This is a genomic window from Pseudomonas sp. 3A(2025), from assembly GCF_054589175.1.
Genome location: NZ_BAAILM010000034.1, coordinates 32,724 through 52,194 on the forward strand (window position 1 = coordinate 32,724; position 19,471 = coordinate 52,194).

Here is a 19,471-nt window from a genome sequence, read left to right on the forward strand (position 1 = left end):
TTTGCGCCTGCGCGTCGCATGACAGAAAGATTGCAGAATTTTGACAGCAATGAATTGCTATCTGCCCGGTGCTTGCAGCCCCAGATCAGCCAGTGCCTTTATCACCACGTGCTCAGGCAGCGGGATATAGCCATCCTTGATCACCACTTCCTGCCCTTGCCGCGACAGGATCAGCTTCAGAAACTCGGCTTCCAGCGGCGCCAGCGGCGTGTTGGGGGCCTTGTTGACATAGACGTACAGAAAGCGCGACAGCGGATAGCTGCCATTGAGCGTATTGGCCTCGGTCTCCTCGACAAAACCGCTGCCCGCCACGCGGGCCAGCGCGACCGGCTTGACGCTGGAAGTCTTGTAACCGATCCCCGAATAACCGATGCCATTGAGCGAACTGCTGATGGCGCTGACCACCGAAGCCGAACCCGGCTGTTCGTTGACGCTGGCCCTGAAGTCGCCTTTGCACAACGCTTCTTCCTTGAAGTAACCGTAGGTACCGGACACCGAATTGCGCCCGAACAACTGGATCTGCTTGCCGGCCAGATTGCCCGTCACCCCCACATCGCCCCACTTCAACGCTTCGCTCTTGGCGCCGCACAGCCGGGTTGCCGAGAAAATCGCATCGACCTGTTGCAGGGTCAGGCCCTTTATCGGGTTGTCCTTGTGCACAAACACTGCCAGGGCATCGACCGCCACCGGTACCGGCGTCGGCTTGTAGCCGTACTTTTGCTCGAAAGCCGCGACCTCGCCGTCTTTCATGCGGCGGCTCATCGGCCCCAGGCTTGCCGTGCCTTCGGTCAGTGCCGGCGGCGCGGTAGAGGAGCCTGCGGCCTGAATCTGGATGTTCACGCCAGGGTATTCACGCTTGTAGGCCTCGGCCCACAAGGTCATCAGGTTGGCCAGGGTGTCGGAACCAATGCTCGACAGCGTCCCGGAAACACCGCTGATACGGGCATACGGTGCAATCGACGGGTCGACGGCCGCTACGGCCTGAGTCGCGCCAATGCTGGCCACCGCAAGCGCCAGGGCTGCGATGCAATGCTTGAGTGTCATGCCCCGCGCTCCCGGCAAATGCCCACCAATCACGCCCTGCCTACAGGACGGATGACTACTGTATGAACTGATTATGACAATAAGATGAAAAAGGCCACCACCTTGACAGATGACGGCCTTTTTCAGAAATACCCTACAGGTGCAGCATCGGGGGGCGATCAGCGCTTCCTGGTGAGCAGGAAAACACCCAGGCCGATGCCCAGCACACTGAGGGCCGCGACATACCACGATGGCCCCATCGGGCTCTGCTTGACCAGCAGGGTCACGATCATCGGCGTCAGGCCACCAAAGATCGCGTACGCCAGGTTGTAAGAGAACGACAGCCCCGAGAAGCGCACCACCGGCGGGAAGGCCTTGACCATCACATACGGCACCGCACCGATGGTGCCGACAAAGGCGCCGGTGACGGCATACAGCGGGAACAGCAACTCGGGATGCGCGCCCAGCATGTGGTAGAAGGTCCACGAACTGACCAGCAGGCCGGTGCTGCCGACAATGAACACCCAGCCCGCACCGAAGCGATCGGCCAGCATGCCGGCCACCACGCAGCCGATACTCAGGAACACGATCGCCAGGCTATTGGCCTTCAGCGCTGTGGCGGCCGGGAAGCCGTAGCCGGTCTGCAGGAAGGTCGGGGTCATCAGAATCACCACGACGATGCCTGCCGACAGCAGCCAGGTCAGCAACATCGACAACGCCACCGAGCCGCGATGCTCACGCAGCACGGTCTTGAGCGGCACTTCGGCAGCCAGCGCCTTGCGCTGCTGCAATTCGGCGAATACCGGGGTTTCGTGCAACATGCGGCGCAGGTACACGCCCATCAGGCCGAAAACACCGCCCAGCAGGAACGGAATTCGCCAGGCGTAGTCCGAGACCTCGGTGGCGGAGTAAATGCTGTTGATCAGTGTCGCAACCAGCGAACCGAGCAAAATGCCCGCCGTCAGGCCGGCGGTCAGGGTACCGCAGGCGTAACCCACATAACGGGACGGCACGTGCTCGGCCACGAACACCCAGGCGCCCGGCACTTCACCACCAATGGCCGCGCCTTGAATCACGCGCATCAACAGCAGCAGCATCGGCGCCCAGAGGCCAATCTGTGCATAGGTCGGCAGCAGACCCATGATCAGCGTCGGGACGGCCATCATGATGATGCTCAGGGTAAACATCTTCTTGCGGCCCAGCAGGTCGCCGAAGTGAGCCATGACGATGCCGCCCAGCGGCCGTGCCAGGTAACCGGCGGCAAAAATGCCGAAGGTCTGCATCAGGCGCAGCCACTCGGGCATGTCGGGCGGGAAGAACAGCTTGCCGACCACGGCGGCGAAGAACACGAAAATGATGAAGTCGTAGAATTCCAGGGCGCCACCCAGGGCCGACAGCGACAGGGTTTTATAGTCGCTACGAGTGAGGGGGCGCTGTGGCTGCGCGGAATTCGAAGTTACAGAGGACATGACAAGGCTTCTCTCGGGTACTTTCTATCTATGAGGGGCAAGCGACGGCAACGCTGGCTGCGATGCGGTGGCGCGCAGAAGCGAAAGTCCGGGGCAATCGGTGCGGATGGGCATCAAAATTGCCTGTACGAGTAGTCTTGTTACCGGTACGGGTGGAGCAAGATAGCAAAATGTTGCAAAAAACTCATTGTAAGCCGAGATGGCTGTTACAAATCGGACTCAGCGGTCGTCGCACAGGGTAACGACCGATATACTCCCCGCACGCTGGGGATATTGCGCCAAAACGTGTCTAGTACGTGGTTTTGGCAGAATTTCCCTTTAGCTACTTATGAGAGTCATGGGTCAGAGGCACCCCAGGCATGATCGAGCTTGAACAAGAAGATCCAACCCCGCAGGGCGACCTGGCATTGCAAATCACGGCATTGCCACGTGAAACCAACGGCTTCGGCGATATCTATGGTGGCTGGCTGGTCTCGCAGATGGACCTGGCGGGCACGGCCATGGCCAGCAAGATTGCCGGCGGACGTGTGGCAACCGTGGCCATCGACCGTATGGCATTCCTGGTGCCGGTGGCGGTTGGCGAACAGCTGACCTTTTATACCCGCACCCTGGAAGTGGGCCGCACCTCGATCAAGATGCAGGTCGAAGTCTGGAGCGACGACCCGTTGACCAGCGAATGGCGCAAGGTCACCGAGGCTGCGTTCGTCTTCGTGGCCATCGACGTCAACGGTCGCACCCGCTCGGTGCCACGGCGCTGATACGATCGGCGGTCACAGCGGCGGCAGTTGGGTGCCTCTAAAAACGTAGGCGAGGCAGTCAGCGCCAGGAAAAAACAGGCGAGAAAGCGGAGTTTACGGATTGTAAATGAGCATTTTGATCGGACTCGCGCCCGAGCCTGTTTTTAACGCAGCGATGACAACGCAGGTAGTTTTTAGAGGTGCCCAGTTGGCGCTAAACTCGATGGCTTTATTGCCCTTGAGAGAGCTTCCCATGCCGACGCCCCAAGTTGAATCCGTTACTTTCGATGAGCTGAACTGCTGGCGCATCCGCCATGGCGCCGCCGAACTGCTGGTGGCCCAGCAGGGCGCACACATTCTCAGCTATCAGGTCGATGGCCAGGAGCCGCTGGTCTGGCTCAACGATGGTGCGGTGTTCAAGCACGGCACGCCGATCCGCGCCGGCATCCCGGTGTGCTGGCCATGGTTCGGCAATCTGGCGCGTAACCCCGACAGTGTGCAGGCGATGCGCGACAGCAGCGATCCCGCCAACGCCCACGGCGAAGTGCGCATCCTGGACTGGCAATTGCTGGGTATCGGCGAAGATGGCGATGCCTTGCTGATCGAATTCATCCTGCCCCAGGCCGAAGGCCAGTTGCCCGGCTGGCCGCACAACGTCGCCCTGAAACTCAGCATCCGCATGGACCAGGCGCTGAGCGTCAGCCTGGTCAGCTATAACAGCGGCACTGAAACCGTCACCCTCAGCCAGGCACTGCACACTTATTTCAGGGTCAGCGATGTACGCAACGTCAGCCTGCAAGGCGTCGACGGCCTGCGCTACATCGAAACCCTCGACAACTGGCAAGAGCGCGAGCAATCGGGCGACCTGACCTTTACCGGCGAAACCGACCGCATCTACCTCGATACCCCGAATGTACTGGCCATCAACGACCCGGACTTCAACCGCCGCATTCTGATTCAAACCAGCGGCTCGAACTCTGCCGTGGTCTGGAACCCGTGGGAAGCCCGCGCCAAAGCCCTGCCCGACATGGCCGACGATGGCTGGCAGCGCATGCTGTGCGTTGAAACCGCGAATGTGATGAGCGACGTGGTGACGCTGGCGCCCGACGACATGCATGTCCTGAGCGTCAGCCTCTGGAGCGAACCGCTCCCGGCTTAACTTGAGAGTTCAAAGGGTGCCCTAAAGGTCCGAGTCGACTACGACGCGGACCTTCGACGCATCCATGGCATACGCGGCATCGGCCAGATCGTTACTGATCTTCTCGACCTTGAGGGTGCCAACGACCCACAACGGCGTGTAGATGTCGTCCAGCTTCAGGCCTTTGGGGTAGCGCACCAGCACCAGTTGGTTGGGCGGCGGTGGCGGTACGTGGATGCAGGCGCCCGGATACGGTACCAGGAAAAACAGCGTGCTGTGGCCCTTGGCGTCGGTTTCCAGTGGCACCGGGTAGCCGCCCAGACGAATGGTCTTGCCGTTCATGGCAGCCACGGTCTTGGCCGAATACATCACCGCCGGCAAGCCCTTGCTCTGCTTGAGCCCGCCCTTGCTGTCGAAGGTGCCCTGGGTTTCGGGCGAATCGTGCTCGATCTCCGGCATCGCCTCCAGTGCACGCTGATCCGATGCTGGCATCAGCTCCAGCCAGTCGGTTTCAGGGAGTTCGGCGCGAGCCAGCGTGGATACCAGCAGCAGGGTCAGCAACAGGAAGCGGCGCATCGAAGGGCTCGGCAAGAGGATGGAAGCCGCGCATTCTAGCCCTCTGCATTCGCGAATGCAGGGGGCCGGAACGCAGGTTTCATGATTTCTTTTTAATGAAACCGTAGATCACCAACAGAATGATCGCGCCGACCAGTGCGCCGAAAAAGCCTGCGCCCTCGCCTGCCCGGTAGATGCCCAATGCCTGACCGCCGTAGGTGGCGGCCAGAGAGCCTGCGATACCCAGCACGATGGTCATGATCCAGCCCATGCTGTCATCGCCCGGTTTCAGAAAGCGCGCCAGCAGGCCCACGATCAAACCGATAAAAATAGTCCCGAGAATCCCCATAACGCTTTCCCTCTTCATGAGTTGCACACGCCAACCCCGATAACGGCATTGGCTTACCGCTATCTGAGGATGGGGGAAGCAGATGGTTCCGGGGAACGACCGGTGGGGCTCAGGACTTGACCAGCGCCTGAACCTTTTTGACCTGACGATCAAGGGTCGCCAGGTCGGCGCTGCGCACGGTGGCGTGACCCACCTTGCGGCCGGCCTTGAACGCCTTGCCATAGTGGTGCAGATGGCAATCGTCCACCGCCAGCACCGCTTCGACCGCCGGCACTTCACCGATGAAGTTGATCATCGCGCTCTCGCCCACCTTGGCGGTAGAGCCCAGCGGCAGGCCGGCCACGGCACGCAGGTGGTTCTCGAACTGGCTGCACTCGGCGCCTTCGGTGGTCCAGTGCCCGGAGTTGTGCACCCGTGGCGCGATCTCGTTGGCTTTCAGGCCACCGTCGACTTCGAAGAACTCGAACGCCAGCACGCCCACATAATCGAGTTGCTTGAGCACCCGCCCGGCGTAATCCTGGGCCAGCGCTTGCAACGGATGATCGGTACTGGCAATCGACAGACGCAAAATGCCGTTGTCGTGGGTGTTGTGCACCAGCGGATAGAAGCGCGCCTCACCGTCGCGACCGCGTACGGCGATCAGCGACACTTCACCGGTGAACGGCACGAAACCTTCCAGCAGGCACGGCACGCTGCCCAGTTCGGCAAAGGTGCCGGTCACATCGGCCTGGCTGCGCAGAACCTTCTGGCCCTTGCCGTCGTAGCCCAGGGTACGGGTCTTGAGCACTGCCGGCAGGCCGATACGGGTCACGGCAGCGTCCAGGTCGGCCTGCGACTGAATGTCGGCGAACTCAGGCGTCGGGATGCCCAGGTCCTTGAACATGCTTTTCTCGAACCAGCGGTCACGCGCGATGCGCAGCGACTCGGCACTCGGGTAGACGGGCACGAACTGTGACAGAAAAGCCACGGTTTCAGCCGGCACGCTTTCGAACTCGAACGTCACCAGGTCGACTTCGTCGGCCAGTTGGCGCAGGTGATCCAGATCGCCGTAATCGGCACGCAAGTGCTCGCCCAAAGACGCCGCACACGCATCCGGCGCCGGGTCGAGAAAGGCGAAGCTCATCCCCAGCGGAGTGCCCGCCAGTGCCAACATGCGGCCCAGCTGGCCGCCACCGATAACACCGATCTTCATGGAAACACCTCAGGCGTTGCGCGGGTCCGGATTGTCCAGGACGGTTTCTGTCTGCTCGGTACGGAACTGCTTGAGCGCGGCATGGAACTGCGGGTGCTTGGCGCCCAGGATGCTGGCCGACAGCAAGGCGGCGTTGATGGCGCCGGCCCGGCCGATGGCCAGGGTCGCGACCGGAATACCGGCGGGCATCTGCACGATCGACAGCAACGAATCGACGCCCGACAGCATCGAGGACTGCACCGGCACGCCCAGCACCGGCAGGTGCGTCTTGGCCGCGCACATGCCTGGCAAGTGGGCAGCGCCGCCAGCGCCGGCGATGATCACTTCGATGCCGCGGCCCTCAGCCTCTTCGGCGTACTGGAACAGCAAGTCCGGCGTACGGTGCGCAGACACCACCTTGACTTCGAAAGGAATGCCGAGCTTTTCCAGCATATCGGCGGTGTGGCTAAGGGTGGACCAATCGGACTTGGAGCCCATGATCACGCCAACCAGTGCACTCATCGTCGTGCCTCTTCATCGGGCGCCCGCAGGCGCGTCTAAAAACAACAAGCCACGCAGGGCGACCGGCGTGGCTTGTTGTACGAAAAATGACCGGTCGGGCCGGCCAAAGGCCGCGCAGTATAGCGCAAAGTGCAAGAACAAAAGCACCCCGTTTTGTACCGGGCATCGCCCTACAAAACGCATCGACATCGGCAAGTGATCCTGCAGGCTTTGGGCACTGACATTTTGCCCGGCAATGCGATTAGTTGCGTCGTGAAGCCGGACCTTCTGTCTGGCATTTCTCACGTTCGACGAATGGAATCATGAACCATGAACATCAAAGGATTGATCCTGCTGCTGTGCCTTGCCCTGCTCTTGTGCGCCACCGCGCTGGCAGCGCCCCCGGAACCTGACCCCGACAGCGTCGATGCCGGCGCCCCCGCGCCGATTTTTCTGACCCTTTTCATTCATGACCAGCTGGACCCCAGAGAAGTCGCTGACCTTGGGCCGGACTACCTGGAATGGTTTCTCAAGGAGTTGACTCAGGTTACCGGTCGTCGGGTCAATGTGATCCGGGTAGTCAACACACCGGGCATGACCGACTTCGGCTATCGACAAGGGGATGACGCGCAGACCATGCGCGAGTGGCAAAACCGTGTGCTGGATTACATCGAGGCCCGCAATCTGCCGCTGTCGACCAAATACCACAAATACCTGCTGATCACCCGCCACAACGTGACCCCGGAGGTCATGGGAGTGGCGTACAGCAACAGAGGCATCGCCATTGCCTCGATCAGGGCCTACAACACCATCGGCCATGAAATCGGCCACATGCTGGGCGCCACCCACGAGAATGCCGAAACCCGCCTGCTTTCCTTCCCGCCTTGCCGAACGTTGATGTACCCCGAACATTCAGCGTTGTTCGCCAACTGCTTCGTGTTCAGCGACAAGAACCGGCAGGCCATTCATGAGTATTTGAATGGTAACGCCGCACCTTAAGCCTGCCCGGCGGGCTGGACCATCCCGCCCTCGAGCTTGCGCCACAGCAGCCGCACATTGGCCTTGCGCACCAGTGCGCAGCGGTACAGGCGGATCTCCAGCGGTACATGCCACTGCGGTCCGCCACAGACCACCAGCTCACCGCGCTCAAGTTCGGCGCGCATGCTCAGGCGCGGCACCCAGGCCACACCCAGACCTTCCATGGCCATGCACTTGAGACTTTCGGCCATGGCGGTCTCGTACACCGTGGTAAAGCGCAGGTTGCTCTGGCGCAGCAACAGGTTCACCGAGCGCCCCAGAAAGGCGCCGGCGCTGTAGGCCAGCAACGGCAGGCTGCTGCCATTTTCCAGGTCATAAAGCGGCTGGCCCTGCTCGTCGGCGGCGCACACCGGCAGCATCTCGCTGTGCGCCAGGTGCAGCGACGGGAAGATTTCGGCGTCCATCTGCAACGCCGCATCGGGATCGTAGAAGGCCAGCATCAGGTCGCAGCCGCCTTCGCGAAGGGCATGCACCGCCTCACCGACGTTGGTGGCAACCAGGCGGGTGGCGATGTTCAGCCCGTCGTTGCGCAAGTGCGCGATCCAGCGCGGAAAGAAGCCCAGCGCCAGCGAATGCGCTGCCGCCACTTGAATCACCTCGCCCTGCCCGCCTTCCAGATGGTGCAGATGGCGCACCACCTCGCCCAGTTGCTCGACCACCGTTCGCGCGGTGACCAGAAACAACTGCCCGGCGGCAGTCAGCTCGATAGGGGTGCGCGAACGGTTGACCAACACCAGCCCCAAGGCTGCCTCAAGGCTGCGAATCCGCCGGCTGAAGGCCGGCTGGGTGACGAAACGACGTTCGGCCGCCTGGGAAAAACTGCGGGTCGCGGCCAGTGCGCTGAAATCCTCCAGCCATTTGCTTTCCAGGTTCATCGCATCCTCCGGACACTCTTTGGGTCACATGCATAGTCGAGTCACACGACATTATGCCGTTGTTGCATGGGGCAGTGTGTAACAGCATTAGTCAAGAATCGCGCAGAGGCCCACTATCGCGGTGTTCCGGCATCATTCATGCCTTTCCTGAGATGAGTTCTATCATGTCCTCGCCTGCATCATCGCGTATCGAAAAAGACCTGCTGGGTGTTCTTGAAGTACCGGCCAATGCCTACTACGGAATCCAGACACTGCGTGCGGTGAACAACTTTCACCTCTCCGGCGTTCCTCTTTCGCACTATCCGAAACTGGTCGTGGCCCTGGCCATGGTCAAGCAGGCGGCAGCCGATGCCAACCACGAGCTGGGCCATCTCAACGAAGCCAAGCACGCCGCTATCAGTGAAGCCTGCGCCCGCCTGGTGCGTGGCGATTTCCACGATCAGTTCGTGGTCGACATGATTCAGGGCGGTGCCGGCACCTCGACCAACATGAATGCCAACGAGGTCATCGCCAACATTGCCCTGGAAGCCATGGGCCATGAAAAAGGCGAGTACAAGTACCTGCACCCCAACAACGACGTGAACATGGCGCAGTCGACCAACGACGCCTACCCAACGGCCATCCGCCTGGGTCTGTTGCTCGGTCATGACGCCCTGCTGGCCAGCCTCGACAGCCTGATCAATGCGTTCAGCGCCAAGAGCGAAGAGTTCAGCCACGTCCTGAAAATGGGCCGTACCCAGTTGCAAGACGCGGTGCCGATGACCCTGGGCCAGGAATTCCACGCCTTCGCCACCACCCTGACCGAAGACCTCAACCGTCTGCGCAGCCTGGCACCGGAGCTGCTGACCGAAGTCAACCTGGGCGGAACCGCCATCGGCACCGGCATCAACGCCGACCCGCGCTACCAGAACCTGGCCGTGCAGCGCCTGGCGACCATCAGCGGCCAGCCGCTGGTGCCGGCGGCCGACCTGATCGAAGCGACCTCCGACATGGGCGCCTTCGTGCTGTTCTCCGGCATGCTCAAGCGTACCGCGGTCAAGCTGTCGAAAATCTGTAACGACCTGCGCCTGCTGTCCAGCGGCCCACGCACCGGCATCAACGAAATCAACCTGCCGCCGCGTCAGCCAGGCAGCTCGATCATGCCGGGCAAGGTCAACCCGGTGATCCCGGAGGCCGTCAACCAGGTGGCCTTCGCCATCATCGGCAACGACCTGGCACTGACCATCGCTGCTGAAGGCGGCCAGTTGCAACTGAACGTGATGGAGCCGCTGATCGCTTACAAGATCTTCGACTCGATCCGCCTGCTGCAACGCGCCATGGACATGCTGCGCGAGCACTGCATCGTCGGCATCACCGCCAACGAGCAACGCTGCCGCGAGCTGGTCGAGCACTCGATCGGTCTGGTCACCGCGCTGAACCCGTACATCGGCTACGAAAACTCCACACGTATCGCCCGTATTGCCCTGGAAACAGGCCGCGGCGTGCTGGAGCTGGTGCGTGAAGAAGGCCTGCTGGACGACGAAGTCCTGGCCGACATCCTGCGCCCCGAGAACATGATTGCACCGCGCCTGGCGCCGCTGAAGGCTTGAGGCTGTGCGTACATCGATCACCAGGCTGAGGGCCTAGACACCCCTCTTCCTTTGAGGGTCTGGAGCGGTTGCTCCAGGCCCTTTTTTTAAACGCCGAATACCGACTTTCAAGGAGGAAACCAAATTTCGGCACAGCGCTTTCGTACACCCCTTACGAAAGCATTCGTCCCAGGGCCGCAGATGAATTTTTAGATACACAAGAAAGCGGCTACAGACGTTGACTATTTGCACCGGTATAGTGCGCCCCCTCAAAAAGTAGCGAGGAAATAATAAGATGCTGGAATTCATGAACCACGTGCTGGAAGTCACCAACGACTTCCTTTCCGGAAAAGTACTGATCGTACTGATCGTTGGCCTTGGTGGGTACTTCACTGTCCGCTCGCGCTTCGTGCAGTTCCGTCACTTCCTCCACATGTTCGCGGTGTTCCGCGACAGCCTGCGCAGCAGCTCCGGTCAACTGAGTTCGTTTCAGGCCCTGATGCTCAGCCTCGCCGGCCGTGTCGGTGCGGGTAACATCGCAGGCGTCGGCCTGGCCGTGACCCTGGGTGGTCCGGGCGCTGTGTTCTGGATGTGGGTCACCGCACTGGTGGGCATGTCCAGCAGCTTCATCGAGTGTTCCCTTGCCCAGCTGTACAAGCGCAAGGACTCCGAAGGCCAGTACCGTGGCGGCCCGTCGTATTACATCCAGCATGGCCTGGGCAAACGCTGGCTGGGCAAGATCATGGCGGTTCTGCTGCTGGTGACCTTCGGCTTCGCCTTCAACGGCCTGCAATCGCACGCGGTTACCGACTCGCTCAATGGCGCCTTCGGCATCGACCACACGGTCACCGGCATCTGCCTGGCCATCCTGCTGGGCCTGGGCTTCATCGGTGGTATCAAGCGCATCGCGGCCATCTCCGACCTGCTGGTACCGGTCAAGACCCTGATCTACATCGCCGTGACCATTTACGTCATCGCCCTGCAGATCGAACACGTTCCCGGCATGCTGATGACTATCGTCAAGAGCGCCTTCGGCCTTGACCCGGTGTTTGGCGGCCTGATCGGCAGCGCTATCGTCATGGGCGTGAAACGCGGTGTGTTCGCCAACGAAGCTGGCCTGGGCAGCGCGCCAAACGTGGCCGCCGTGGCGCAGGTCGAGCACCCGGTTTCTCAGGGTGTGGTTCAGGCCTTCAGCGTGTTCCTCGACACCTTCGTGATCTGCACCTGCACCGCGTTGCTGATCCTGCTGTCGGGTATCTATGACGTTGGCTACAGCGGCAACGGCATCGTCCTGGCGCAAAACTCGCTGGCAGCCGTGGTCGGTGACTGGGGCCGGATCTTCATCAGCGTGGCGCTGGCGTTGTTCGTATTCACCTCGATCCTCTACAACTACTACCTGGGTGAAAACAGCCTGCGCTTTCTGGTCGGTGAAAAGATCAAGGCCATCGTTGCGTATCGCATACTCGTGCTGGTGCTGATCCTGTGGGGCTCGATGGTCAACCTCAACACCGTGTTCGCCTTCGCCGACATCACCATGACCCTGCTGGCGTTCGTCAACCTGATCGCCCTGGCCCTGCTGTTCAAGGTCGCCATGCGCATCCTGCGCGATTACGATGACCAGCGTAAGGCCGGTATCAAGACCCCGGTGTTCGACTCCAGCAAGTTCCCGGACCTGGACCTGGACCGCAACGCCTGGCCGGCCAACCCGAGCCAGACCCCGCAGGTCAAGACCGGCGAAACCGCTGACCCTGTCCCAAGCGCCCGTTAATCAGTAAGGAAGAAGAACCATGACGCCTGACATTCATCAACCCGCTCTGCGCGTGATGGTTCTTTACACCGGCGGCACTATCGGCATGCAGGCCAGTGCCAACGGCCTGGCACCGGCCTCGGGCTTCGAGGCGCGGATGGCCGCCCAACTGGCTGAACTGCCGGAGCTTGTCGTCCCGCAATGGCGCTTTCGCGAGATGGCGCCGCTGATCGACAGCGCCAACATGACCCCCGCCTACTGGCTGCGCTTGCGTGAAGCCGTTATCGAAGCAGTGGATGAAGGCTGCGATGCGGTGCTGGTGCTGCATGGCACCGACACCCTGGCCTATAGCGCAGCAGCGTTAAGCTTCCAGTTGCTGGGCCTGAATGCGCCGGTGGTGTTTACCGGTTCCATGCTGCCGGCCGGTGTGCCTGACAGTGATGCCTGGGAAAACGTCAACGGCGCCTTGCAGGCACTGGGCGGCGGTCTGCCAGCCGGTGTGCACCTGTACTTTCATGGTGAACAACTGCAGCCGACCCGTTGCGCCAAGATTCGCAGCTTCGGCCGTCACCCGTTCGCCGCCCTGCAACGCTCGCGTGGCGGCGCGCCGGTGGGGGATTTGCCAGAGGCGCTGCACTACCGCCAGGCTAAAACCGAAGCATCGATTGCCATCGTGCCGTTGTTTCCGGGGCTGGGCATCGCCCAACTGGATGGCGTGATCGACAGCGGCGTGCAGGGCCTGGTGCTGGAATGCTTCGGCAGCGGCACCGGTCCCAGCGACAACCCGGCCTTCCTCGCCAGCCTGGCGCGGGCGCAGGAACAAGGGATTGTCGTGGTCGCCATTACCCAATGCCATGAAGGCGGTGTCGAGCTGGATGTATACGAAGCCGGCAGCCGTCTACGCGGTGTGGGCGTGGTGTCTGGCGGCGGCATGACCCGCGAAGCGGTACTGGGCAAGTTGCAGGCCCTGCTGGGCAGCGGCTTGCCAGTGGACGAAGTCCGCCGCCTGGTCGAACTCGACCTGTGCGGCGAACTGCGTTAAGCGCTCAGAAGCCGCGCACGTAGGCCTGCAACTGGTCGTGCAGCACAAACGCCAGCAACAGCCCCAGCAGCATCGCTCCCAGATCCAGCGCACGCGATTTACCCAACAGCGGGGTGCGCTCGCGCAGATGGAAATACCAGGGCCCGGTGCACGACACCAGGCCCATTCCCAATAACAGCACCGCGCCCACAAACGGCATCGGGCCGTCGATACTGACGCCTCGCTGGCCGCCCCAGAAGCTCTGCAACGGCTGCCACACCAGAAAATACAGCCAGCCCAGCGCAGCCAACACCAGCGCCAGGCCAATCGGCCACAGCGGAAAACCCTCTTGCAGCGCATCGATCAAGCGTGGCCAGCCGGCCATCCTTGCCAGCATCAACGGCGTATGGCCGTTGCGGTTGGGTGCCTTGATATCGGCGCCCTGTTTGGCCAGCGCACGAACGAACTCGAAATTGCCGGCCAGCACTTCACGGTGCAGCAGTGTCCAGCCGTCATCATCGAAATCGTTGACCAGCTTCGGGTCCTGGCGCAGGCCTTCCTTGATCTTGTCCAGCGCGTTAACGCTCATCGGGTGCTCGCTGCGTTCCAGCGTCGCCAGCGCCGCCTGATCGGCCGGGCTGTCGAGGTTGCGCCCCAACAATACCGGCGGGTCTTGTGCCACCAGCGCGATACGCCCGACCTCGCCGAAATCCAGCCCCCAGGCCTGGTCGTGCTCGTCACGTTCGGCAGCCCCCATACCTGCGCGCAAGGCGTCGATGGTGAAGCCGCCATACACCCGGCCGCAGGTCACGTAGATCCAGTCATTCAAGTCCGCCACCGGCACCGTGACCGGGTCGCCGGCACGCAGCGAGCCGACCCATTGCGGCTCGTTCATCAGTACGCCGTGCAGGTTCTGACCATCGAAATCAATGTCAGTCACCCACATGTTCTCCACCGACGGCGTCGACGGGTCGTTTATATCGACCGCAAACGACACCTTGACCGCCGCCATATCGAGACCGGGAACGATGCGCCGCCGCTCCCAGGAAATCTCGCGCCAGAGAAACTTGAAGGTCGCCTGGGCGCTGGCCACGGCCGCGGCAAAGTCAGCGCTTTCGGGCTGCGTATAAATAAGCTGCTCGGTCATCAGGCCAGCACCGGCTCGCCAGACGCAGGCTGTGGGTGTTCAGCATGCAGCAGCACATTGAGGGTGTTGAGGAACAGGTCATGGCTCATGATCGCCGTGGCCACCGCCGAAAACAGCGGCTTGCCGGCCTCGTCCCTGATCACGACCTTCTCGGTCCAGCTGTTGAGGTCGACGCTGCGCAGCACTGACACCGGCACCTTGCGGCCCTGAACTTCAAGGTCATCGCGGGTCAGGTAGATCGGCTGGGTGGTGACCTTGAGGAAGTTGCCGGTGATGCGCTTGATCCACAGCTGGCCGGTGCCGATGGCGTTGAACGTCACCTTCTGGCCGGCTTGCAAGGTGTCGAGCACCACTGGCAAGCGGGCGTTCAGGTACAGCTCGCGTACCTGATGCTGGAAATCTTCGAAGCCCTTGAGCGATGCCGTTACCCGGCGAAACGGTTCGCTGGCATTGCGGCGCCACGCGACGTTGGTCACCAGGCCGCTGGTCGCGGTCTGCCCCGAGCCGAACAGGTACAGGTCTTCGATTTCGACATAAGGCACATAGTCCTTCTGCGCACCGGTGATCTGCGCGATGCCGTGCTCGTACACCTCGTACACCGGCGCGCGAAGCTTGCGTTGCGAGGCGTAGATGGCAAACAGGCACACCGCCACGAACGCCAGAAAGGCGCTGGCGCAGTAGATCATCATGTTGTGGCTGGAAAACTGCATCGTCATACCGCGTCGGCCAGCCGACTCGATGACCACCGGGCCCGTATCGGCCACGGGCAGGATGGTTTGCAGGTACAGGACAAACGCGGCCAGGCCCAGCATGAAGATGCCGAAGCCCAGGGTAAAAATCAGAAATCCCTTGCCGTGTTTGTAAGTGGCGATCAATTGACCCGGGGACAACGCAGAGGACGACGGCTGCATGATGTTTTGCTTCCTTGTAAGAACACTTGAAGGCCTTTGAGAGCCTCGGGATTTCGCTTGGTTCACCGTGAAAGCCTCTGCGCCGCAGGTTTGTGACCCGTGTCTCAACCGCGTCCTTCAGTTGATACGACTTTCGACCTCCACACCGCGCTTCATCGAATCAAGGTTGCGCTCGATGTTCTCGCACAGGGCCTTCATCTGAATCTCATGCTCGCTGGCACGAAACGGGCTTTGCAGGTCGGTACCGATCTTTTCGATGGCCAGCAGCATGAAGCCGACCACGGTCGAGGCCAGCGGCGTGAACCATTCCAGGGTTTCGACCAGGCCGATCGGCACGATCAGACAGAACAGGGTGATGAACAGCCGTGGAAAGACCACGTACGGGTACGGCAACGGCGTGTTGGCGATACGCTCCATGCCGCCCTGGCAGTTGGAGATGTCGACCAGCGTCGACTCGATGCGCGCCAGGCGGATGCTGTCCAGGCGTCCGGCCTGATATTCCCGGGCGATCAGCATCGCCGAGACACTCAGCAGGTCATTGGGAAAGTTGTTGGTCTCGTGGCGGCGTTCGAACTCTTCTGGCGAGATCAGCTTTTGCACGTCTTCGCCGCACATGCCGCCCTTGAGGTGCGCCGACAGGCACTTTACATACGCCACATGCCGGTGCAGCAATATGGCCTTGACCGGGTTGGGGCCATCGTCGTCCTCGATCAGGGTCAATACCTGACGGGCGAAGCTGCGCGAACTGTTGACCAGCGCGCCCCATAGCGTTCGTGCTTCCCACCAGCGGTTATAGGCACTGGAGTTGCGAAAGCTGGTCAGCACCACCAGCGCCGAACCCAAGAGGGTCAGCGGCATGGCCGGGAACGAATATTTGTAATCGAGAAACAGCATGAAATCGACGGTGACAATCACGTCCCAGATCAACAGCCAGAACAGCGACCAGCCGACATAGCCAAAGGTCTGGCCGACAAACCTGAGTTTTCCCATGATCATTTTTTGCAAAGGCCACCCCGCTTATCGATAAGTGCGCGGGGCGTCAGTCAAAGCCCCTCACGATTGCAAGAGACTTTGAATGCAAAATGGCGGGTTGGTTCGTTTCAGCAGCCGCTGAGTGTCGACTGCGGGCGTTCGCCGGGAAAGAAAAACGGCCGCAGCGCAACGCCGATGCAGTTGCCCATATAGGCCGCGATCAGCCACAGCCAGCCATGCAGGCTGCCCGATGCAATACCGCTGAAATAGGCGCCGATGTTGCAGCCATACGCCAGCCGCGAACCATAGCCAAGCAGCAGGCCGCCGATCACCGCCGCCACCAGCGAGCGCCGTGGAATGTTCAGGTTCGGCGCAAAGCGCCCGGCAAGGCCCGCCGCCAGCAACGCGCCGATCATGATGCCGATGTCCATCACGCTGGTGATGTCCTGCCACACCGGCGCAGCCAGCGCCTTGGCATTGCCGGCGCTTTGCCAGAACGGCCAGCTGGCGACATCCAGCCCCACGCCGGTGGCGATCTTCGCGCCCCACAAGGCAAAGGCCGAAGTGATACCCCACGGCCGACCGGCCAGCGCCAGGGTCGCGTAGTTCAGCAACGCCAGGGCCACCGCGCCCCAGACCAGCAGCCAGGGACCGCGCAGCAAGCGCTGCCAGCCGCGATGCTCGCTGACAAACGCACCTTCGAGCTGGCCATGCCGGCGCTTTTCAAGGTGCACCGACAGCCAGGCGATCAGGGCAAAAATCGTCAGGTTAAGCAGCAGCGCCGGCACCCACCCCAGGCTCTTGACCATGGAGGTGGCCGGTATGGACGGCAGCGAGAACCACCAGTGCACATGGTGGGTGGCGATCAGCGAGCCGAGAATGAAGAACACCAGGGTCACCAGCATTCGCGCATTGCCGCCGCCGGCGGTAAACAGCGTACCGGACGCACAACCGCCGCCCAGTTGCATACCAATGCCGAAAATGAACGCGCCAACAATCACCGACACCCCGGCCGGCGCCACCAGGCCGTTGACCGGCTGGCCAAACAGCGTGCCGGCCGCCAGGGTCGGGAAAAACAGCACCACCGCCACGGCCAGCATGACCATCTGCGCACGCAGCCCGGCGCCACGCCGCTGCAGGATAAACACCCGCCAGGCCGAGGTGAAACCGAACGCTGCGTGATACAGCGTCACCCCGAGCGCCGCGCCGACCAGCAACAGCAGCACCTGACGCACGCCGACGGCAAGCTGCAGAAACTGCGCGCCCATCAGCAGTAGAAACAGCGCCGTCAGTGGCGCGCCAAGCCGGCGACCGGGCGTGGCCGAAAGCGAATGATTCATGGATGTTTCCAGGCCAGCAAAGAAAGGTCGCCGAGTATAAAGACGCCGTGGTTGTTCGGCCCGAAATTAACGTTTTTACGACAATTGCCACGCCCGTAGGACTAATGCCGATCAGTTAGGCTTCGGCACGCACTTGTGGGAGGCAGCTCTGCTGGCGATTGCTGCGGTACAGACGCAGCAGATGTGCCGATTTTACTGCCCTCATCGCCAGCAGAGCTGCCTCCTACAGATGCGTGCTGCCCTTAACTAATCGGCATTAGCCCGTAGGACCGGCTTCAGCCGGGAAAGACACGCCACTTATTCACAGTCTGCCCCTTCGCGGCTAAAGCGGATCGCCGCCCGGCCGCTCCTACAGCATCCACGCCTTGTGCAGTCGCGCCAACGCATCCGCAATCTCCGCCTCCGGAACCGCGGCAAAGCCCAACACCAGACCGGCGCGTTTATCCACAGGCGTGGTCGAGTCCGGCAGCCAGTAATCGCTCAGCGGGTTGATCTCGACCCCGACCGCCTCGGCCTGGGCCACCAGTTCCTGTTCGCGGGCCAGGCTGTCGACCTTGACCGCCACATGCAACCCCGCCACCGGGCAAGGCATCGGCGCGCAACCGGGCAGCGCTTGCGGCCAGCCCGCCAGCAACGCATCGCGGCGGCTCAGGGCAGCGCGGCGCATGCGGCGGATATGCCGCTGAAAATGCCCTTGGGCGATAAATTGCGCCATGACCGTCTGGGTCACGGCCTCGGAATGGCGCATGTCCAGCGCCCGCCGCTGACCGAACGGCTCGACCAGCACCTGCGGCAGCACCAGATACCCCAGACGCAACGCCGGAAAGGCAATCTTGCCGAAGGTGCCGACATACAGCACCCGCCCCTGACTGTCGAGGGCGGCCAACGGTGCCAGCGGCGCGCCGCTGTAGCGGTACTCGCCGTCGTAATCGTCCTCGACGATCCAGCCGTGGGTGCGGTGCGCCCAGGCCAGTAATTCAAGCCGTCGCGCCAGGCTCATCACCACCCCGGTGGGGTATTGGTGCGAGGGCGTGACATAGGCCAGCGTGCAGCCGGTGGCCTCCAGTTGCGCGCAGCACATGCCCTCGTTATCTACCGGCATGCCCTGCAAACGTGCCCCGGCAATCGCAAAGGCATTGGCGGCGGCGCGATAGCCCGGATTCTCCACTGCCACCGCATCACCGACGTCGAGCAGCAATTGTGCACAAAGGCTGATGGCTTGCTGCGCGCCACTGGTGATCACAATTTGCTCAGCCGTACACGACAACCCGCGTGAAGAACGCAAGTACAGCGCAATCAGCTCACGCAAGCGACCGTCGCCGGCAGGCGCCCCATAACCAAGCTGTTGCAGGTCGGGTTTTCGCCAGAAAGCCGCGTACAACTTGCCCCACGTTGCGAAGGGAAACAGATCGAACGCCGGTACACCGACGCGAAACGCACGCGGTTCGCCGTGTTTTGGCGGCGGTAAATGATGGGTTTGCAGGAGATCGAGCGCCGTACTGTGGATAACTTTTTCGGGCACCAATGACGGTTTTTTTAGCTCTTTTGTGGATAAACCTGTCGATAACCTTGTTGATAACCCTGTGGACAACTGAGTGGATAACTGTTTTGCCGGGCTGGGCAGACGCGCCACATAGGTACCGTCGCCCACCCGTCCTTCGGTAAAGCCCTCGGCATATAACTGATCGAAAGCGCGCATCACGCTGTTACGAGAAATACTCAATGCCGCCGCCAGATCGCGACTGGCCGGCAAGCGCGTGCCGCTGGCCAGTCGCCCGTCGAGAATCCGCTCGCGCAGCCATTGATACAACTGGCGGCTCAAACCCTGACGGCGGTCGAGTTGAATACCGGCCGGGTCGAAAGGAAATACCGAAGGGTTATGGCTCACCGGATTGGTCCCATCAAAAGA

General features: G+C 61.7%; 18 protein-coding genes. 6 read left to right on the forward strand and 12 right to left on the reverse strand.

Translation table 11 applies throughout. The features are described from left to right. Positions 1–57 precede the first annotated feature (57 nt). Positions 58–1,044: a phosphate ABC transporter substrate-binding protein PstS family protein gene (locus ACYP2A_RS14055; protein WP_459745771.1), complete on the reverse strand. Its 987-nt coding sequence runs from the start codon at positions 1,042–1,044 to the stop codon at positions 58–60. 158 nt (positions 1,045–1,202) lie between these two features. Then, positions 1,203–2,492 carry an MFS transporter gene (locus ACYP2A_RS14060; RefSeq protein WP_459745773.1) on the reverse strand — a complete coding sequence of 430 codons (1,290 nt, stop codon included), beginning with the start codon at positions 2,490–2,492 and terminating at the stop codon, positions 1,203–1,205. A 359-nt stretch (positions 2,493–2,851) separates the two neighbouring features. On the opposite strand from ACYP2A_RS14060, the gene ACYP2A_RS14065 reads away from it, so the two are divergent. After that, positions 2,852–3,250, forward strand: a complete 399-nt coding sequence (locus ACYP2A_RS14065) for an acyl-CoA thioesterase (protein WP_459745774.1) — start codon at positions 2,852–2,854, stop codon at positions 3,248–3,250. Between the two features lie 232 nt (positions 3,251–3,482). Next, the gene (locus ACYP2A_RS14070; RefSeq protein WP_459745776.1) at positions 3,483–4,388 is read left to right on the forward strand and encodes a D-hexose-6-phosphate mutarotase; all 906 of its coding nucleotides are present in this window, start codon (positions 3,483–3,485) and stop codon (positions 4,386–4,388) included. Positions 4,389–4,409: 21 nt separating this feature from the next. On the opposite strand, the gene ACYP2A_RS14075 is transcribed toward ACYP2A_RS14070, so the two are convergent. The 4 genes from ACYP2A_RS14075 to purE form a co-directional block, all read right to left on the reverse strand. After that, complete coding sequence (locus ACYP2A_RS14075) at positions 4,410–4,943, reverse strand: DUF3299 domain-containing protein (RefSeq protein ID WP_459745777.1); 534 nt, start codon at positions 4,941–4,943, stop codon at positions 4,410–4,412. A 79-nt stretch (positions 4,944–5,022) separates the two neighbouring features. Beyond that, a complete protein-coding gene (locus ACYP2A_RS14080; protein WP_459745780.1) occupies positions 5,023–5,271 on the reverse strand; it encodes a GlsB/YeaQ/YmgE family stress response membrane protein in 249 nt (82 codons plus the stop codon). 109 nt (positions 5,272–5,380) lie between these two features. Further along, positions 5,381–6,463 carry a 5-(carboxyamino)imidazole ribonucleotide synthase gene (locus ACYP2A_RS14085; RefSeq protein WP_459745783.1) on the reverse strand — a complete coding sequence of 361 codons (1,083 nt, stop codon included), beginning with the start codon at positions 6,461–6,463 and terminating at the stop codon, positions 5,381–5,383. A gap of 9 nt (positions 6,464–6,472) precedes the next feature. Then, positions 6,473–6,964 (reverse strand): 5-(carboxyamino)imidazole ribonucleotide mutase, encoded by a 492-nt coding sequence (gene purE, locus ACYP2A_RS14090; protein ID WP_459745786.1) that lies wholly within the window; start codon positions 6,962–6,964, stop codon positions 6,473–6,475. A 309-nt stretch (positions 6,965–7,273) separates the two neighbouring features. On the opposite strand from purE, the gene ACYP2A_RS14095 reads away from it, so the two are divergent. Further along, positions 7,274–7,942, forward strand: coding sequence for a zinc metalloprotease (locus tag ACYP2A_RS14095; protein WP_459745789.1), 669 nt, complete (start codon positions 7,274–7,276; stop codon positions 7,940–7,942). Here ACYP2A_RS14095 and ACYP2A_RS14100 read toward each other — a convergent pair. Further along, on the reverse strand, positions 7,939–8,856 hold the full coding sequence (locus ACYP2A_RS14100; RefSeq protein WP_459745792.1) for a LysR substrate-binding domain-containing protein: 918 nt from the start codon (positions 8,854–8,856) through the stop codon (positions 7,939–7,941). The two genes, ACYP2A_RS14095 and ACYP2A_RS14100, sit on opposite strands and share 4 nt — an antisense overlap. 164 nt (positions 8,857–9,020) lie before the next feature. Here ACYP2A_RS14100 and aspA point away from each other — a divergent pair, with 164 nt between their 5' ends. The 3 genes from aspA to ACYP2A_RS14115 all read left to right on the forward strand — a co-directional run bounded on the left by aspA (position 9,021) and on the right by ACYP2A_RS14115 (position 13,213). Then, positions 9,021–10,445 (forward strand): aspartate ammonia-lyase, encoded by a 1,425-nt coding sequence (aspA, locus tag ACYP2A_RS14105; RefSeq protein WP_459745794.1) that lies wholly within the window; start codon positions 9,021–9,023, stop codon positions 10,443–10,445. A gap of 295 nt (positions 10,446–10,740) precedes the next feature. Next, a complete protein-coding gene (locus ACYP2A_RS14110) occupies positions 10,741–12,192 on the forward strand; it encodes an alanine/glycine:cation symporter family protein (protein WP_459746255.1) in 1,452 nt (483 codons plus the stop codon). Between the two features lie 19 nt (positions 12,193–12,211). After that, the gene (locus tag ACYP2A_RS14115; protein ID WP_459745796.1) at positions 12,212–13,213 is read left to right on the forward strand and encodes an asparaginase; all 1,002 of its coding nucleotides are present in this window, start codon (positions 12,212–12,214) and stop codon (positions 13,211–13,213) included. A gap of 4 nt (positions 13,214–13,217) precedes the next feature. On the opposite strand, the gene ACYP2A_RS14120 is transcribed toward ACYP2A_RS14115, so the two are convergent. The 5 genes from ACYP2A_RS14120 to pdxR form a co-directional block, all read right to left on the reverse strand. After that, positions 13,218–14,339: a DUF2314 domain-containing protein gene (locus ACYP2A_RS14120; protein WP_459745798.1), complete on the reverse strand. Its 1,122-nt coding sequence runs from the start codon at positions 14,337–14,339 to the stop codon at positions 13,218–13,220. After that, positions 14,339–15,250: a hypothetical protein gene (locus ACYP2A_RS14125; RefSeq protein ID WP_459745799.1), complete on the reverse strand. Its 912-nt coding sequence runs from the start codon at positions 15,248–15,250 to the stop codon at positions 14,339–14,341. Before ACYP2A_RS14125 ends, ACYP2A_RS14120 begins: the two co-directional genes overlap by 1 nt. A 117-nt stretch (positions 15,251–15,367) precedes the next feature. Next, positions 15,368–16,240: a bestrophin family protein gene (locus ACYP2A_RS14130; protein WP_459745800.1), complete on the reverse strand. Its 873-nt coding sequence runs from the start codon at positions 16,238–16,240 to the stop codon at positions 15,368–15,370. Positions 16,241–16,350: 110 nt separating this feature from the next. After that, positions 16,351–17,562, reverse strand: a complete 1,212-nt coding sequence (locus tag ACYP2A_RS14135; RefSeq protein WP_459745801.1) for a YeeE/YedE family protein — start codon at positions 17,560–17,562, stop codon at positions 16,351–16,353. 349 nt (positions 17,563–17,911) lie between these two features. Beyond that, a complete protein-coding gene (gene pdxR, locus ACYP2A_RS14140; protein WP_459745804.1) occupies positions 17,912–19,450 on the reverse strand; it encodes a MocR-like pyridoxine biosynthesis transcription factor PdxR in 1,539 nt (512 codons plus the stop codon). Between the last annotated feature and the right edge of the window lie 21 nt (positions 19,451–19,471).

Bases quoted from the DNA above. Each gene is read 5' to 3' on its own strand.
- ACYP2A_RS14055 (WP_459745771.1), bottom strand. From the start codon at position 1,044: ATGACACTCAAGCATTGCATCGCAGCCCTGGCGCTTGCGGTGGCCAGC.
- ACYP2A_RS14060 (WP_459745773.1), bottom strand. From the start codon at position 2,492: ATGTCCTCTGTAACTTCGAATTCCGCGCAGCCACAGCGCCCCCTCACT.
- ACYP2A_RS14065 (WP_459745774.1), top strand. From the start codon at position 2,852: ATGATCGAGCTTGAACAAGAAGATCCAACCCCGCAGGGCGACCTGGCA.
- ACYP2A_RS14070 (WP_459745776.1), top strand. From the start codon at position 3,483: ATGCCGACGCCCCAAGTTGAATCCGTTACTTTCGATGAGCTGAACTGC.
- ACYP2A_RS14075 (WP_459745777.1), bottom strand. From the start codon at position 4,943: ATGCGCCGCTTCCTGTTGCTGACCCTGCTGCTGGTATCCACGCTGGCT.
- ACYP2A_RS14080 (WP_459745780.1), bottom strand. From the start codon at position 5,271: ATGGGGATTCTCGGGACTATTTTTATCGGTTTGATCGTGGGCCTGCTG.
- ACYP2A_RS14085 (WP_459745783.1), bottom strand. From the start codon at position 6,463: ATGAAGATCGGTGTTATCGGTGGCGGCCAGCTGGGCCGCATGTTGGCA.
- purE (WP_459745786.1), bottom strand. From the start codon at position 6,964: ATGAGTGCACTGGTTGGCGTGATCATGGGCTCCAAGTCCGATTGGTCC.
- ACYP2A_RS14095 (WP_459745789.1), top strand. From the start codon at position 7,274: ATGAACATCAAAGGATTGATCCTGCTGCTGTGCCTTGCCCTGCTCTTG.
- ACYP2A_RS14100 (WP_459745792.1), bottom strand. From the start codon at position 8,856: ATGAACCTGGAAAGCAAATGGCTGGAGGATTTCAGCGCACTGGCCGCG.
- aspA (WP_459745794.1), top strand. From the start codon at position 9,021: ATGTCCTCGCCTGCATCATCGCGTATCGAAAAAGACCTGCTGGGTGTT.
- ACYP2A_RS14115 (WP_459745796.1), top strand. From the start codon at position 12,212: ATGACGCCTGACATTCATCAACCCGCTCTGCGCGTGATGGTTCTTTAC.
- ACYP2A_RS14120 (WP_459745798.1), bottom strand. From the start codon at position 14,339: ATGACCGAGCAGCTTATTTATACGCAGCCCGAAAGCGCTGACTTTGCC.
- ACYP2A_RS14125 (WP_459745799.1), bottom strand. From the start codon at position 15,250: ATGCAGCCGTCGTCCTCTGCGTTGTCCCCGGGTCAATTGATCGCCACT.
- ACYP2A_RS14130 (WP_459745800.1), bottom strand. From the start codon at position 16,240: ATGGGAAAACTCAGGTTTGTCGGCCAGACCTTTGGCTATGTCGGCTGG.
- ACYP2A_RS14135 (WP_459745801.1), bottom strand. From the start codon at position 17,562: ATGAATCATTCGCTTTCGGCCACGCCCGGTCGCCGGCTTGGCGCGCCA.